Source organism: Aeromonas sp. 1805, from assembly GCF_013085525.1.
GTDB lineage: Bacteria > Pseudomonadota > Gammaproteobacteria > Enterobacterales > Aeromonadaceae > Aeromonas > Aeromonas hydrophila.
Map to the genome: position 1 here is coordinate 1373222 of NZ_CP038515.1, position 14809 is coordinate 1388030.

Genomic DNA, 14809 nt, shown 5'->3' on the forward strand with positions numbered 1-14809 from the left:
ATCATATCCCTTCACATGAAGATATATAATACTCTATAGGGGATGTCTCAAGCAACCATTGGTACGCTGTATATATTGGCATCACATTTATAATATTCTCATTTGAGATTCCAATATTAATTAATTGCAGCCTTATGTCATGAAACCAATCACTTATCACAAAGATCAACGCATTTTTTTTGTCTTTCAATATATCAGGAGATAATATATCCAACCCATTATAATGCTCTCCCCACTTTTTACTATCATTATCAATTATTCCCGAAAGAATACCATCAAAAATCATCGATCCGATTATGTTGCGGCCACCGACACCCAGCCCGAATATATACACTGGTGCACCATTAGATTTGTGCAATCGATTAAACACTTGATTTAACTTTGTAATAGAAAGAAATGAATTTTTATCACGCTCTCCATCTAATTCCAGTGTTCGGTATACAGCTTCAAAGTCGAGGTCTATCTTTATATCCATTTGTCCCTCCATAACATCTCTATTTTAGGGCAGTATTCTATAATTTTTTCATAGTCACTTTCACATTCGTTATCAATAAGGCTATAAATTTTTTGTGGTAATGAGTTTATCTTCTTCATCATAAAAAAATCAAGTTTATGATTTAACTCATCTGACCATGTTGAAAAATGACTCTCAATAATTAACTCCAACTCTTTAGCTATTATGTCATTGTACCGAGCCCTATTAATGTAGATCTCATCTTTGGTCATACACATTGCTAATATTCCAAAGTCATCTGTATTGATAGAGCCAATTTTATAAAGATACTTTGGAATAAAATCAACAAGCCTGACAAAATGTATAGTCCAATAAATTCCCTTGTAACTTATTCGTAATGGTAACTTTTCGAGAAAAGTATCGATGTAGCTTTTTTTGAATGCAGAGTCATCAACAAAATTTGCACACTCCTCAACCCCTAACCATTGATAAATATCATTCATTGTTCTATTTACAGAGCAACGTGCTAGTTCAGAAAAATCAACGATCTTCACTTTTTCATATTTATCATAATACTTGGAGCAGCGTAATGAACTATTAAAATATAACTCGCCATTTCGCAGAATATACTCTTCAACGTCAGGGATATCTTTGCTATCAAGAACTAACTGTTGTAAGAATGAGTTATAACTTGCGATAGCTTGTTCATATGGATGTCGAATTGGATGAATTAAATGATGATTCTTTAATGGTATATCGCCACTGTATATGAAATCGACATTAATATCATGCCAAATAAAAACATTTCGTTTACAGCCTATAACATCAATAAATGTTTTGTCTGAATATGTGTTAGCTCTAAACTTCGTACCATAGTATCCTGGGCAATATATGTTTGGGTGTTTTGATATATATTTACAGAGTGAGTCAGTTCCCACTCGATAGCCTGCCATAACAGTAACATCAAAATACATCCTTTCCGCCTCCCAGAATACCGATTATTGCATCACATGTATCCCTATATATATCTTCGAAGCTTTCTCTGGTAGGAGGAATGGCATTATTTAGTTCTCCTTCACATGCGTTCTTCATGGCAGAATAAAGAGCGTCAATATTATTGTCCACCAGTACCCCTCCCCCTAAACGAGTCATCAGCTCCATAGAGCCTGCTGTTCTTGTCGCAATCACTGGGGTGCCGAGTAAGAGAGCCTCGAGAATGACCAGAGAAAAACCTTCTGCTCGGGACGATGAGATAACAAAGTCAGCAGCCTCAATATACTGATATGGATATGCAAGATGCCCTAAAAGACTAACATTTGGTATATGAAACTCTTCTATTTTCTTCACAAGATGAGGTCTATCACTTCCCTCTCCGATAATAAGAAGTTGATAATTATCATAACCTTCATTATTTAATCTATGACAAATCTCTATCAGTAAATCAAAACCTTTTACATAATCAAGGCGCCCTACAGCAATAAATGTCAACTTATCAAATGTTAGACTACTCTTTCCTTTATGAGCTGTAATATCTTGTACACTTACCAGATTGTAAATTACGTGTTTTTTAATATTTGAATTATCAGGAAATAACTTTTCCCATGCTACTTTAGAATTTCCTGTCACAAAGACAATATCGGTGAACAATGAATATAAAGCCGATGCCTCTTTCTTTTTCTGCTCATTATCTAGATAATAAGATAAATCTGAATGTACCCACCCAATTTTTTTACCTGCACTGCTAGCGACAACAAGGCATGAGCTAAACCCGTCGAGGAAGGATACTTCAATCCGACTATCATTAATCTTTACTATCTTTCTTATGACTTGCCATTCAACTAATGTAAAAATAAGGTCGATCAATTCTTTATCTTTATAATCAAATAGTGTTCTTATTGGAAATCGGCTAGGGATCGAACTGAAGTAATCCCCGATATTAAAAGTAACCACTATAGACGCTGAAATTTTCTCGTTTGAAAGCATCTTTGTAAGATCAACTAAAGCTTTTTCAGCGCCACCATTGCCTAATGTATCGATAAAAAATGACACGTTGCTTTCGGTGTCATTCATGTTTTCACTTTTATTAATCAAGGCGCTTTCAAGTAGAGGTCTGAATACATCCACAAGAATATTTAAACCGTTGTTGATAAGTGTGATATCAACACCAAAACTAATTATCTGCTTATGTATTTCTTTGTAGAATGAACTCAGGACGATAATCCCATCACATTTCTTTGATGAAATTTCAGAGGGAGGAATTACCAAAACTCCGTCAAATATAGTGCCATGCAGAGACTGATTGTTATCTGTTAACGCAACTATCTCATACAGATCTTTGATATAAATAATCGCTCGTCTATACAAACTGCCTAAGCCAAATATGATTATTCTTTTCCTCATACTATCTTTCCCCTGATAACATCTCATTCCATTGATTACTTTCATTTTTCCCAGACAGGCTGCTCTGACCATCTGTTGATTTAAAAATCAAGGTCGCATGATGCATCGGTATGATACTTAAACTATAGAGTGCTGACGCTAAGCCATCCTCATCGCTTTCACATAGATAGCCATAACGGCCATGTGCTAGCATCCCTACATTCCCTTCACAACTAGTTGCAATGATCGGTGTACCGAGGATTATAGCCTCGCCAATGGACAGTGGGTGTCCCTCACTAACTGAGGACGATACTAAACATTGAGCAGATTTAATATATGGATAGGGATTCTCTTTCTTTCCTAATAAAGTAATATGCTCTTTCATTCCCAATGTAGATATCAGATCATCCAGGGCTGACTTTAGGGGACCATCCCCTATAATAACCAACTTGAGATCTTCCTGACCATTTTTTTTAATCTTGGTGAAGGCTCGAATCAACTTATCGAACCCTTTTACTTCGACTAGTCGCCCAACAGCAACGATATATGGATATAAGATATGAGAGTCATCCTCCATTTTAGACCTGCTATTGATGACCTCAATATCAAAGATATTTCCTATTACGCTTGACTCATAGTCTCTCAATTCTATTCTTTCACTGAATCCATCTTTGACAGAATTAGATACAAAGATAAGCCGGTCCATGCTAGCATAAGCATCATACTCTGCTTTTAATGATGCGTAATAAGGCGCACTAACATGATGGGAAAATAGATTCGCATGTACACAAGCGACTTTATAGTTGCTATTTATTCCTGAGACAAGATAGGTAGAAAGTCCTTCAATATATGCAATAGTAATATCGTATGCATTTCGGCCAAATAACCGAGAGCATATATCCTTGGCGGAAAAATACATAAAAAAACAACGAGAAAGCAGCCTGTTTTCAATAGATGAAAAGATCTCTACTACGGGAAGAATATGGCTAAGTGCATCAAAATACTCTCCACCGCCTTCAATGACAATCAGAAATATTTTTTCTTTCTCTTCAATTCTGCGGCATAAGTTTAATAATGCTCTCTCAGCCCCTCCATTCCCTAAAGAGTTCATCACTATTAATTTTTTCTTTGTTAATGAAAGAGATGATATTTTATTTATTGCTATAATGAACTCATCATGCTCGTTCAAGTAATTAGCAACACTTTCACGAATCAAAAGATCATCATATATATTTACAATAGCATTATTATTTATACCAAGAGAAATGAGATTTTCCTTTATCTCTTCAAAATACATGCTCGCGACAATAACAAGTTCAAAGTCCAAACATATAATATTCGAAGGTGATACAATCCTAACCCCATCAACAAATTGTCCATGTCGCGTTGTATCGTTGTCTGAAATAGCCGCCAGTTGATACCTGGATTTTATAAATGGAAGAAATACTCTAAACAACCCACCAGCACCAAAGACAATCACTTTCTTCATTTTTATGCCCATCAAGCTAGTTGTGACTCAGCCAAGAATACAAAATCATCTCGACATGGCCCATGGCTTTTATAAAGGTGGTGTGATACCTTGTTTGCCAAGCAAATTTTTAACCATCGCTCTTCAATTACAAAAAACTCATCAGACAGTTTTAACTCTGCCCTGATATCAGTCAAAATCAAGCCAGCAGCTACCACTTCCGACGTATCCATTGAGGATAATTCAATTATTTTACGCCATAGAGCAAGAGGGCCAATATTTCCACCAAGCTGATTAACATATAGCTCAGTAATTTTGGTGAAGCCTGTGGACTGTACTTCTCGATATATCTCGCTTACCTGTTGGTGATGTGTCCTGTAGTAAACAAGAATACATCTCAGGTTGTGAAACTTCCATTTCTCATTGGCCGCTATTTTGCACCAAAGAGCTGCATCCTCAATATGAGGCCACTGAGACTCATATTCATATTTATCAAACACAGACTTTCTAATTAACACCGAAGAATGCTGAAAACCAGATGTTCTAAACATAAGCAGATTTTTTATGAAATTGTCATCTTGTCTGTGATGCCATACTTCATTTATCTCACCGAAAAGCTTAGCCCACCCTCCTAATATATATACATCAGGATTACTTCTCATAAATTCAACTTGCAGTTCGAATCTATCTTTTATAGAGATATCATCAGCATCCATTCGAGCGATAAAAGTCCCTCGTGCAAGTTTAATAGCTTTATTCAAACTATATACCAGACCTTTGTTGCTCTGACGATATAGTCTTATTCGCTGGTCTTGTTTGGAAAGAGCTTGTAGGATGTGGTGTGTATTATCTGTTGACCCATCATCTATGATGATGAATTCGAAATCTCTAAAGGTTTGAGAAAGAATACTATTGACAGCCTCTCCAACAAACTCTTCGCAATTGTAGACGGGCATAACTACTGATATTAATGGCAACCGAATATTCCGCATTTTATCAAAATACAATAGAGCGTTTATAACCGCATCATCCATATCAAAATAGCGATACTCGGCAAGGCGCCCCAGGGCGATCAGCTGCGGGAACCCGGTCAACTCATCACGGCACGCTTGATAATGCTGTTTGGCTGCATTGGTAAATAGCGGGTAGTAAGGCTCTAGCCCCTGTTCCGGCCGATAGTCACAGGGATATTCGTAAACAATGCTGGTACCGGGATGTACCTGCCTGCTGAAATGCTTGAACTCGGTGATCCGCGTGAAGGCTTCTTCATTCGGATAATTGACGGTAGTAACCGGTTGAAATTGTTCCTGCGCCAGATGGCGATGCTCAAAACATAGTGAACGGTATGGCAGGTAATTCCCCTCTGCCGGCAGCAGATGATCCAGCATCCCGGTATAGACCAAGGGGCCGTCAAATTGCTCGCCATCCAGCAGCACCCGCTTCTGCTGCCAATCCAGCCTGACGTGCTGTGCCATGGGGGTCGACAGCCTCACGTCAATCAGTGGGTGCGCGAGCATGCGCTCAAACATAGCGGTATAGCCTGCGGCCGGTACCGCCTGCCAGGGGTCGGTGAAGTAGCGATCATCCCGACTGACCACCACGGGTACCCGTGCCGTCACCTCGGGGGAGATCTGCTCTGGTGGTACCCCCCACTGTTTGCTGGTGTAGTTGACGAAAGCCTTCTGATAGATGAAATCCGCCAGTTCACCCAGCAGAGGATCCTGCTCCTTGCGCAGTTCGAGAATCGGTACTCTGGCGTCATCCCCGAACCGGGTACGCAGGGCCTCAATCATGGCGCCGGCCTTGTCGGCGGGAAAGCAGCATTCGATGCTGGTCAGGTTGAACGGGATAGGCACCAGTTGCCCGTCGATACGTGACAGCACGCGATGCTCGTAAGGCAACCACTCGGTAAACTGCGACAGGTAATCCCACACCTCCTTGCTGTCGGTATGAAAGAGGTGCGGCCCATAGCGATGGATCAGCACGCCATGCTCGTCATACTCGTCGAAGCAGTTGCCCCCGATGTGGTCGCGCTGTTCCAGCACCAGCACCTTCCAGCCAAGCTGGCTGGCCATGCGTTCAGCCATGACGGCGCCAGACAGCCCGGCGCCAATGACGATTGCCTGATAACTCACGCCGCTTCTCCAAACAGTTGTTGTACGACCCGGGCAGGATGGGCCCGCTGCGCCCACGCCAGTTGATGCCGCTCGTCGAAGAACCAGCCTGGCGCCAACTCCGCAACCTCTGCCACCGACTGCTCGATGAGCTGTGTGAAGCGGGCGACGTCATCCTGCCGCAAAAAGTAGAGCGCGGCAGAGTAGCAGTGATGGGCGCGCCCCTGGGCAATGATCACGGGATCAGCGCCGAATGCAGCCGCATTGTCACAGGCGCGTAGCAGGTCGCGCAGCGACTGCTCACGGCGCTCTGCCGACTTGCGGGTCTGCCCGCCGAAGCTCTGGGTATGGAAGCGATAACGCCCCAGCAGCTCAGGGATGAAATCCAGGGTGCCCGGATTGCGGGAGAGATTCAGGATGTGCCAGGGGTAATCGAGAATGATCTTGCACCCCTCATCGATGGCATCAGCCATGCCGTCATAACGACGAAACATAATGGAGCTGGCATTGACGAAGACTCCGAAGCGGATCAGCGCCTCCCGCGTCATCACGGGTTCGAGGTAACGGGCATTGTAGTAATCGCGGGTGAAGAGCTTGATGCGCGCATCGGTCTCATCATCAAACATCTCCGCCTCGTGATAGCAAAGCGTGCAGCCGGGGTGCGCGTCCAGATAGTCGGCCTGACGCTGCAGCTTGCCCGGCAAAGCCAGATCGTCGCCATCCACATAGGCAAGGTAGGCCCCTTTTGCTTCACCAAGCAGCCGCTTCTGGGTTCTGGCCAGCCCCATGTTCTGTTCGTTTTGCAGGGCCCGCAGGGCCGGCCACTGCCGTGCCAGCCGCTGCATGATGGACCAGGAGTCATCACTCGAGCCGTCATCGATGGCGATCACCTCGAACTCGAAATCCGTCTGCTGCTCGAGCAGGCTGAGCAGGCAGGGTTCGATGAAGCGCGCCAGATTGTAGACGGGCACCAATACGCTGACTTTCATAGGGAAATCCAAGGGAAAATGAATAGAAATGAAGCGGATGGGAGAAAATGGGCAAGGCTACCGCACGGTCCCTGTCAACCCTTCTCCCTCTCTGTCAGGTTTTACTGCAAGAGGTATGCCTGACCAAGCTAATCCATTGAAGCTGCGGGATTTATGTGAGCCACACCCGATTATTCGCGTCGGCTGAGGCCACGGCTGCACAGTTGCAGCATGTCGATACCATCCCAATGCCATTCGAATGCGAGCGCCTGTCCCGGCGCCACCACCCGGTCAATCCGGCAGGTGGGGGCAGTCGGCAGCGCCGCTTCGACCCCGGCCCTGTCACCGCCGACCCAGACGCAGGTCTGCATGTCCCAGGGCTGTGCCAGCAGCTCATTCAGGGTATCGGCCACAAATTCGGCAACTGTACCTCCTCCGACGTGTGCGAGCCGCAGCCCGCTCGCCGGAGTCAATAAGGTGACGCCGGGCAAGCTGGTCACCTTCATTGCCCCCTGCTCGGCGGCATTTTGTTGACTGTGGATGAGCCTCTCCATCGCCAGGGCGGGATCGGCGGCAAAGGGAGCAAACAGGGCTTCCAGCAAGCGGCGGCGCAGTTCCTCGTCGGGTTCACCCAGCCAGCAGAGGGTGGTTGGCGAGGCGCAGGCCTGCTGGTTGAAACGGGTGCAGTCCTGCTGCAAGGCATCCAGCGTCCGTTGCCACTCTTGCGGCTCCAGCCCGGCCAGCCAGCGGCTGTCGAGCACCGCCATCGAGCGGCGATCCGGAAACACCACCTCCTGCGCCGCCGGCGCCAGTGGAATGGCCCGCACCTGGCGAATAGTCTCGTCGCCGCCCCAGATGATGCGCAGCCGGCAGCGCGCCGACAGCCAGGCGGTGATGCCCTCGTCGTGGTCATAGCGAATGAAGCGGGTACGGGCGGCGATCTCTTGCCATTCACCGAGGTCGAACAGTTCGTTGAGGATCGCCAACATGGCCTCCTGCTGCGGATCGCGGCGTGACGACAGCCGCACCACGCAGGGGTTGCCCATCAGCAGAGCCACCAGCCAGGAGTAGAAGGCCACCGTCGGCACATTGGAGGGCACCAGGTGAAAAGTGACCCCCAGCGGCCCTCGTCCCTGCAAGCGTTGCTGCTCTCTGGCCAGCTGGCGCGGTCGCAGCCAGAAACCAAACGCAGCCAGATCGGGGTGACGACGCCCCTCCTGCTGCAGGCGGGCCGACAGCGCCGCCACGAAGTCACAGATGACGGGGGCAAAGCAGGGCAAGGACTGCGGGCAGAAAGTGTGCCAGCCCGCCGTCGGGGCCACGAAGCCGACCGCCGGCCCCTCCTGCCAGAGCCCGGTGGTCGTCCCGGGCGGGGTCATTGGAAGGTGTCGCTGCATCCCCTCACCTCGGCGCCGTGCTGGCGTCCCGCTACGTGAAAATAACGGCCATGGCGGCCACAAGGGCAATCATCCTCTCCCAGCAGCACGCCAAGATCCTCGCTCAGCAGGCTGTGGCCGGGATAACTGCCGGGAATGGCGGAGAGCACCTGCAGCAAGCCTGGGCTGCCAATCCCGAGCGGCTGATGGGTGAGCGGATCGCGCACCTGTACATCGGCAAACACCGGAGCATGCAAGTGTCCCTGCTCGCACTCGACGAAGATGGAGCCCACCTGCTCCACCATGCCGTAGAAGTTATGAACCCGACCCAAACCCAGCTGGTCACGGCAGCGGGCCTTGAAGGCGGGATTGTCCACCGCCAGGTGCTGCAGCTTCTTCCAGCCGCCGCTGTGAAACAAAATGCCCTCTGTCAGCGGCAGTTGCAGGCCGCGCTCGCGCAGCGGCTCCAGCAGGCATTGCCAGATCATGAAGGTGAAGCCGAACAGCAGCACCGGCTGGCCGGCATATTTGTCACAAAAAGCCTCTATCACCGGCCAGTTGGGCCGCATCTGCTCGTCAAGGGCATAGGTATGATCACGGCCGAGGAAAGAGAGCCCCAGCGCGCCCGCGCCGCGCGCCGAAAAGCCGCTGCGGTTCTGGATCAGGGCGGGCTGCTCCACCAGCAGCATGGGCAGGCGCTGCTTGCCGACAAACTCCTGCAGGATCTTCACCAGCACCTTGCTCTGCAGGGCGGCGGTCTCCCTGTCCAACACGATCCGTGATGGCGAGCCCGTGGTGCCCGACGAGGTGAGCACCTTGAACACCTCGCTCTGCGGCACGCTCTGCCACTGGGCCAGTTTGAACAACCGGGCCGCCAGGTAGGGCAACGCATCGTAATCGGTCGCCGCTGCCGTCCAGCCGAAGGCTTGCAGCACATTGTCATAGGCCATGCAGTGGGCCCGATGATGCGCAGTCAGCGCGTTGAGCCGCGCCAGCAGCAGCGCCTGTTTGGCGGCCTGGGGCAGCGCAAAGACCGGCGCACTCAGCAAGTGCTCCATCACGCTTCCCCCGCCAGTCTGGCCAAGGCAGCGTAGTCAATCTTGTGATTGGCGGTACGCGGCAGTTGTGTCACCTGCACCACCTGCACCGCCCACGGCGGGGCCTGCAGCCACTGCGCCAGCTCGCGCTGCAAGCCGTCGGCCGGCTGGTCACCGCGGGGCTCGACGACCACCAGCAGGCTGTCATCACGCCCGCCGCAGGCCCCCGTCCAGCCCCAGCGATGGAGCTGGCTCTCGACCTCCGCCAGGCTGACCCGCTTGCCGAACAGCTTGAGAAAACGGCTGAGCCGGCCGCAGATGTAGTAGCGGCCCGCCTCATCGCAACGGGCCAGATCGCCGGTGGCCAGCTCCTGCAGCTGGGCGCCCTGCGCCAGATCCTCGGCCGTGCCGGCGTAGCCCAGCATGACGTTGTCGCCGCGATAGACCAGCTCCCCTTCCCCGGGTTTGCCCCCCTCCAGCGCGCGCAAAGCGAACTGGCCGCCGGGAATGGCGCGGCCGATGGCATCCGGATGAACAGCCACCTCGGGCGCCGCCAGCCAGGCCATGCGGGCGGTGGCCTCGGTCTGGCCGTACATGACGAAGAAGCGCCGCTCCAGCCTCATGGCCTGCTCGGCAAACTGCTGCGCCAGCGCGGGTTCGAGACGCCCGCCCGCCTGGGTCAGGGTCTGCAACGAGGGGTAACGGGCCCAGTCAAAGCGCAGCCGGGCCAGCATCTGATAGGTAAAGGGCACCCCGGCAAAGCTGCTCACCTCGTGCAGATCGATCTGCTGCCAGAAGTCGCGCTCCAGCACGCTCCCCTCGTGTTGCACCAGGGAGGCGCCCACCAGCAGATGGCTGTTGAGCACCGACAGGCCGTAGGAGTAGTACAGCGGCAGGCTGGTGATGGCCCGCTCGGCCGCCGTCAGCGCCAGATAGTCGGCGATGGAGGTGGCGTTGGCAGCCAGATTGCGCCCCGACAGCCGCACCCACTTGGCGCTGCCGGTGCTGCCCGAAGTCGGCAGCAATACTGACAGTTCCGGGTGCAGGGTGGGCGTCGTCGCGGCAAGCCGCTCCAGCTGGCCGGCGTCATTGACCCGCCAGCTCACGCCAAACTGCCGGCAGCTGGCATCGTGCTGGCTCGCTGGGAGGGTGGGGTCTGCCAGCATCACGACATGCCCCAGCTTGAGCGCGGCCAGATAGTGCAGCAGGTGGGCGGTGCGGGTGAAAAAGGGCAGATAGACCAGGCTGCGCTCGTCCGGATAGCTGGCCGCCAGCCGCGCCACCCGCCGTGCCAGCTCGCCGTAGGAGAGCCAGCCCTCTTGCGGATCGCACCAGGCCGGCGCCGGGTTGTCTTCCCGCAGGTGGGCGAGCAGTGCGTGCGCGTGATCCATCAGACTGTCATGCCTCCATCCACGCCGATGACCTGACCGGTCACATAGCTTGCCAGGTCGGAAGCGAGAAACAGCGCCACCTTGGCCACTTCGTCCGGCGTGCCGATGCGCCCCATGGCGATGCTGGCGAGTCGCTCGGCAAACTTGTCGTCCGGGATGGCGTGGGCCATCTCGGTATCGATGAAGCCGGGGGCGATGGCATTGACCCGGATCCGGCTGGCGGCCAGCTCCTTGGCCAGCGACTGGGTGATGCCGATCACCGCCGCCTTGCTGCCGGCATAGCTGCTGAGCCCGGCGGCGCCCACCCGTCCCATCAGGGAAGTGAGATTGATGATGCTGCCACCACCGCTGCGCTGCATCAGGCGTGCGGCATACTGGCTGCAATAGACCACGCTGAAGGTGTTGTGACTGAAGGTCTGCTCCAGCTGGGCCTGATTGACCATGCCGAGCAGCCCCTCTTCCAGAATGCCGGCATTGTTGACCAGCACGTCCAGCTGGCGCGTCTGGGCAAACAGCTGCTGAAAGGCCTGTTTGACTGCCTGCGGCTGCGCCACGTCGACACAGAGCGGCTGACAAGGCACGCCGAACTCGGCGCCGAGTTCATCGGCCAGCCGGCTCATGGCCGCCTCGTCACGTCCCGCCAGCCACAGCTCGGCCCCCTGCGCGGCAAACAGCCGGGCAATGGCGAGCCCGATACCGCGCCCGGCACCAGTGATCAACACCCGCTTGCCTTGCAGCAGCCCCTGCATCAGAGGGCGACCCCGTACTTGGCGAGGATCTCCCGCGCCTTGGCGACCGAGCTCATGTCGATGATGTCATCGGTATCGAGCAGCACGCCGTAGCAGTCCTCCAGCTGGGCGATCAGGCCCATGTGGGCGACGGAGTCCCACTGGGGAATGCTGTTGTAGGCCAGCTGGTCGCTGACACTACCGACGTCGATGCCGAGGGCATCGGCAAAAACCTGTTCCAACGCTGTAGTCATCTGAAAAATCTCCGTAGCCGTTCTCGGGCGGCATAATAGTCGGCGGGCTGCAGTTCGAGGGCGATGAAGTCGCCCTGTTGCCCCTGTTGGCGATAGCCGAGCTGCGCATTGAGGCGCAGGGCGGCGTCGTTGCCGGTGCGCACCAAGGTACGGATGCAGCCAAGCTCGAAGGTATCGAAGCCCTGATCGAGCTGTGACAGGGCGGCAGCGACGGCCAGCATGGGGTGGCGCACGCTGGAGCGGCCCAGATAGAGGCCGGCATCCGCCACCGGCTGCCCCTGCAGCGATTGCCGAGTCTCTCCTTTCAGGTTGACGTAGCCGGCCCGCAGGCCGCGGCACCAGAGCACCCAGTGCTGCTGGTCAGACCGTTCCAGGCTGCTGACGAACCACTGCCGTTGCTGGCGGGGGGAGATGAGCGTCTGCTCCACCATCTGCAACCGCACCTCGTCCTGGTTGCGCCAGCGTCGCAGAGTGGGCAGATCCCAGGGCTGGAGCGGGCGCAATTCGACACCATAACTCATGTTCAATACCAATGACGTCCCATCACTTGCCCATGTTATCGACCATCGCCGGGCAATTCCGTAGCAAAGCTCAATAATATAAGATGAAAACTCGGTATAATCTCAAAAATAATCAACGAGTTGTCATCAATTATCCGGCCCGGCGACCACGTCGGGCTCCTCAGGGAGAGAGCATCATGGCCATCGCCATCATCCCGGCACGGGGCGGCAGCAAGCGCATTCCCCGCAAGAACATCCGTCCCTTCTGCGGCTTGCCCATGATTGCCTACGCCATTGAGGCGGCCAGAGACTCGGGCTGTTTCAGTCGGGTGGTGGTCTCCACCGATGACCCGGAGATCGCCGAGGTGGCCCGTCGCCTCGGGGCTGACGTGCCCTTCCTGCGGGGCGCCGCGCTGGCCGATGACCATACCGGCACCACCCCTGTGGTGATCGACACCATCCAGCGGCTCGACCAACTCGGCATCCAGGCAGCACACTACTGCTGCATCTATGCCACCGTGCCGCTGATCCAGGCGGCCGACCTGCGCGCCGCACACGCTCGCCTGCTCGCCAGCCAGGCTCCCTTCGTCTACACGGTGTCCGAATTCGGCTTCCCGATCCAGCGGGCGGTACGCATGGACGCACAGGGCAGAGTCACCCCCTTCTGGCCGGAGCAGATGGCGAAACGCTCTCAGGATCTGGAGCCCGCCTATCAGGATGCCGGCCAGTTCTACTGGGGCAGCCGCGCGGCCTGGCTGGGGGGCATCAGCCCGGTGGGGGGAGAAGGGATTGGCCACATACTGCCAAGGCACAGGGTGGTCGACATCGACACGCCGGAAGATTGGCACCTGGCCGAACTGCTCTATCAAGTGCTGGCCCAAGATGACGTTTAAGGTTGCCTTCCGGCTCGACGCCGGCGCCGAAATAGGGCTGGGCCACCTGATGCGTTGCCTGGCCATCGCCGATCGGCTGCACGCCGCCGGGGCCGAGTGCCACTTCCTCTGCCACGATCTGCCGGCGCACCTGCTGTCGTTGCTGCGGCCCCATCACCATCATCCCCTGAGCGCGCTCGATGACGTCGGCCCGTTACCTGGCTTGCAGCCCGATTGGCTGATCGTCGATCACTACCAGATTGACCAGCGGCTCGAAACCCAGCTGGCCGCCCACTGCGGCCGCGTGCTGGTGATCGATGATCTGGCCGACCGACCGCATCACTGCCAGCTGCTGCTGGATCAGGGCCCCTTGCGCCGCGCCGCCGATTACCAGCCGCTCACCCCCGCCGATTGCCAGCTGCTGCTGGGTACCGACTATGCCCTGCTGCGCCCCGCCTATCGCCAGCTGGCGCGGCAACACGCCAGTCAGTGGCAACGGGGGCTTGTCTGCTTTGGCGGCGCCGACCCGGCGGGTGCCTGCCTCATCACCCTCAACAGCCTGGCACGGCTGCCCTGGGCCCGCACCATCCAGTGGACCCTGGTGGCGGGCGGCGCCAATCCCTTCTGGCCCGAGCTGGAACAGAGAGTGGCCGAACTGGCCGACCTCGACCTGGTGCTGCTGCGCCAGAGCGACCAGATGGCCGACCTGATGAACCGGCACGACTTCGCCATCGGCGCCGCCGGCGGCATGACCTGGGAGCGGGCCTGTCTCGGCCTGCCGACCCTGGCGGTGCCCATCGTCGACAACCAGCAGTTCAACGACCAGGTGATCGCCCGCTTTCGGCTGGCCGAGCGGCTGACCCTGAGCGAGCTGGCCGAGCCTGAGCGGCTGCAGCAAGCTCTGCAACGGCTGGAGCAACAGTCAGACGACTACCGCCACCGTGGCCAGCAGCAGGTGGACGGGCTGGGGCTGGATCGCCTCACCGCCCGGTTGCTGCAACAATCGGATTATCAGCTGTTACCAGATGGCCAACAGTGGCAACTACGCCATGATGACCAGCCGCTGCTCACCCTGACCCTGAACGGCCAGCGGCTGACATGGCTGGCCACCCGGCCACTTCAGCCCACGCAGTGGCAAGAGCTGGCACATCGCTTGCAGACCATTTTCTCCCAATTTCCCCTCTATCTTGCCGAGCCACCGCAGATAGCGCCCCCTGCCCCTTGGCAGCCGGCGCCGCAAGGCTGGCAACTTGGCACAGGAGTCTGAA

14 protein-coding genes and 1 pseudogene are annotated in these 14809 nt (G+C 54.1%); 2 read left to right on the forward strand and 13 right to left on the reverse strand.

Translation table 11 applies throughout. The features are described from left to right. Window position 1 precedes the first annotated feature (1 nt). The 13 genes and pseudogenes from E5E96_RS06550 to E5E96_RS06605 form a co-directional block, all read right to left on the reverse strand. Window positions 2–475, reverse strand: coding sequence for a hypothetical protein (locus tag E5E96_RS06550; RefSeq protein WP_144406161.1), 474 nt, complete (start codon window positions 473–475; stop codon window positions 2–4). Further along, window positions 466–1428 (reverse strand): hypothetical protein, encoded by a 963-nt coding sequence (locus E5E96_RS06555; RefSeq protein WP_139389955.1) that lies wholly within the window; start codon window positions 1426–1428, stop codon window positions 466–468. The genes E5E96_RS06550 and E5E96_RS06555 overlap by 10 nt, the downstream gene beginning before the upstream one ends. Continuing rightward, window positions 1418–2899 carry a glycosyltransferase gene (locus tag E5E96_RS06560; RefSeq protein WP_171281779.1) on the reverse strand — a complete coding sequence of 494 codons (1482 nt, stop codon included), beginning with the start codon at window positions 2897–2899 and terminating at the stop codon, window positions 1418–1420. The genes E5E96_RS06555 and E5E96_RS06560 overlap by 11 nt, the downstream gene beginning before the upstream one ends. After that, on the reverse strand, window positions 2856–4322 hold the full coding sequence (locus E5E96_RS06565; RefSeq protein ID WP_171281780.1) for a glycosyltransferase: 1467 nt from the start codon (window positions 4320–4322) through the stop codon (window positions 2856–2858). Before E5E96_RS06565 ends, E5E96_RS06560 begins: the two co-directional genes overlap by 44 nt. Window positions 4323–4333: 11 nt before the next feature. Further along, the gene (locus E5E96_RS22820; RefSeq protein ID WP_353736123.1) at window positions 4334–5293 is read right to left on the reverse strand and encodes a glycosyltransferase family 2 protein; all 960 of its coding nucleotides are present in this window, start codon (window positions 5291–5293) and stop codon (window positions 4334–4336) included. A 6-nt stretch (window positions 5294–5299) separates the two neighbouring features. Continuing rightward, window positions 5300–6436 (reverse strand): annotated as a pseudogene (glf, locus tag E5E96_RS22825) (UDP-galactopyranose mutase); the annotation flags it as partial. Continuing rightward, entirely contained in the window at window positions 6433–7416 is a 984-nt protein-coding gene (locus E5E96_RS06575; RefSeq protein WP_171281782.1) for a glycosyltransferase family A protein, read from the reverse strand. The pseudogene glf and the gene E5E96_RS06575, both read right to left, overlap by 4 nt. 158 nt (window positions 7417–7574) lie before the next feature. Next, window positions 7575–8762, reverse strand: a complete 1188-nt coding sequence (locus E5E96_RS06580) for an acyl-CoA reductase (RefSeq protein ID WP_171283210.1) — start codon at window positions 8760–8762, stop codon at window positions 7575–7577. Continuing rightward, window positions 8759–9817, reverse strand: a complete 1059-nt coding sequence (locus tag E5E96_RS06585; RefSeq protein ID WP_171281783.1) for an acyl-protein synthetase — start codon at window positions 9815–9817, stop codon at window positions 8759–8761. Before E5E96_RS06585 ends, E5E96_RS06580 begins: the two co-directional genes overlap by 4 nt. Next, window positions 9817–11187 carry an AMP-binding protein gene (locus E5E96_RS06590; RefSeq protein ID WP_171281784.1) on the reverse strand — a complete coding sequence of 457 codons (1371 nt, stop codon included), beginning with the start codon at window positions 11185–11187 and terminating at the stop codon, window positions 9817–9819. The genes E5E96_RS06585 and E5E96_RS06590 overlap by 1 nt, the downstream gene beginning before the upstream one ends. Next, complete coding sequence (locus E5E96_RS06595; protein WP_171281785.1) at window positions 11187–11936, reverse strand: SDR family NAD(P)-dependent oxidoreductase; 750 nt, start codon at window positions 11934–11936, stop codon at window positions 11187–11189. Before E5E96_RS06595 ends, E5E96_RS06590 begins: the two co-directional genes overlap by 1 nt. Continuing rightward, window positions 11936–12169 (reverse strand): acyl carrier protein, encoded by a 234-nt coding sequence (locus E5E96_RS06600; RefSeq protein ID WP_005306726.1) that lies wholly within the window; start codon window positions 12167–12169, stop codon window positions 11936–11938. Before E5E96_RS06600 ends, E5E96_RS06595 begins: the two co-directional genes overlap by 1 nt. Next, window positions 12166–12702: a GNAT family N-acetyltransferase gene (locus E5E96_RS06605; protein ID WP_171281786.1), complete on the reverse strand. Its 537-nt coding sequence runs from the start codon at window positions 12700–12702 to the stop codon at window positions 12166–12168. Before E5E96_RS06605 ends, E5E96_RS06600 begins: the two co-directional genes overlap by 4 nt. A gap of 164 nt (window positions 12703–12866) precedes the next feature. On the opposite strand from E5E96_RS06605, the gene pseF reads away from it, so the two are divergent. Both pseF and pseG read left to right on the forward strand, forming a co-directional pair. Next, window positions 12867–13562 carry a pseudaminic acid cytidylyltransferase gene (pseF, locus tag E5E96_RS06610; RefSeq protein ID WP_171281787.1) on the forward strand — a complete coding sequence of 232 codons (696 nt, stop codon included), beginning with the start codon at window positions 12867–12869 and terminating at the stop codon, window positions 13560–13562. Further along, window positions 13552–14808 (forward strand): UDP-2,4-diacetamido-2,4,6-trideoxy-beta-L-altropyranose hydrolase, encoded by a 1257-nt coding sequence (gene pseG / locus E5E96_RS06615; RefSeq protein ID WP_171281788.1) that lies wholly within the window; start codon window positions 13552–13554, stop codon window positions 14806–14808. The genes pseF and pseG overlap by 11 nt, the downstream gene beginning before the upstream one ends. The last annotated feature ends 1 nt before the right edge of the window (window position 14809 follow it).

Excerpts from the sequence above, each read along its gene's own strand:
- E5E96_RS06565 (WP_171281780.1), bottom strand. The coding sequence starts at position 4,322 with ATGAAGAAAGTGATTGTCTTTGGTGCTGGTGGGTTGTTTAGAGTATTT.
- E5E96_RS06595 (WP_171281785.1), bottom strand. The coding sequence starts at position 11,936 with ATGCAGGGGCTGCTGCAAGGCAAGCGGGTGTTGATCACTGGTGCCGGG.
- E5E96_RS06555 (WP_139389955.1), bottom strand. The coding sequence starts at position 1,428 with ATGTATTTTGATGTTACTGTTATGGCAGGCTATCGAGTGGGAACTGAC.
- E5E96_RS22820 (WP_353736123.1), bottom strand. The coding sequence starts at position 5,293 with ATGCGGAATATTCGGTTGCCATTAATATCAGTAGTTATGCCCGTCTAC.
- E5E96_RS06600 (WP_005306726.1), bottom strand. The coding sequence starts at position 12,169 with ATGACTACAGCGTTGGAACAGGTTTTTGCCGATGCCCTCGGCATCGAC.
- E5E96_RS06550 (WP_144406161.1), bottom strand. The coding sequence starts at position 475 with ATGGATATAAAGATAGACCTCGACTTTGAAGCTGTATACCGAACACTG.
- E5E96_RS06585 (WP_171281783.1), bottom strand. The coding sequence starts at position 9,817 with ATGGAGCACTTGCTGAGTGCGCCGGTCTTTGCGCTGCCCCAGGCCGCC.
- pseG (WP_171281788.1), top strand. The coding sequence starts at position 13,552 with ATGACGTTTAAGGTTGCCTTCCGGCTCGACGCCGGCGCCGAAATAGGG.
- pseF (WP_171281787.1), top strand. The coding sequence starts at position 12,867 with ATGGCCATCGCCATCATCCCGGCACGGGGCGGCAGCAAGCGCATTCCC.
- E5E96_RS06590 (WP_171281784.1), bottom strand. The coding sequence starts at position 11,187 with ATGGATCACGCGCACGCACTGCTCGCCCACCTGCGGGAAGACAACCCG.
- E5E96_RS06560 (WP_171281779.1), bottom strand. The coding sequence starts at position 2,899 with ATGAAAGTAATCAATGGAATGAGATGTTATCAGGGGAAAGATAGTATG.
- E5E96_RS06580 (WP_171283210.1), bottom strand. The coding sequence starts at position 8,762 with ATGACCCCGCCCGGGACGACCACCGGGCTCTGGCAGGAGGGGCCGGCG.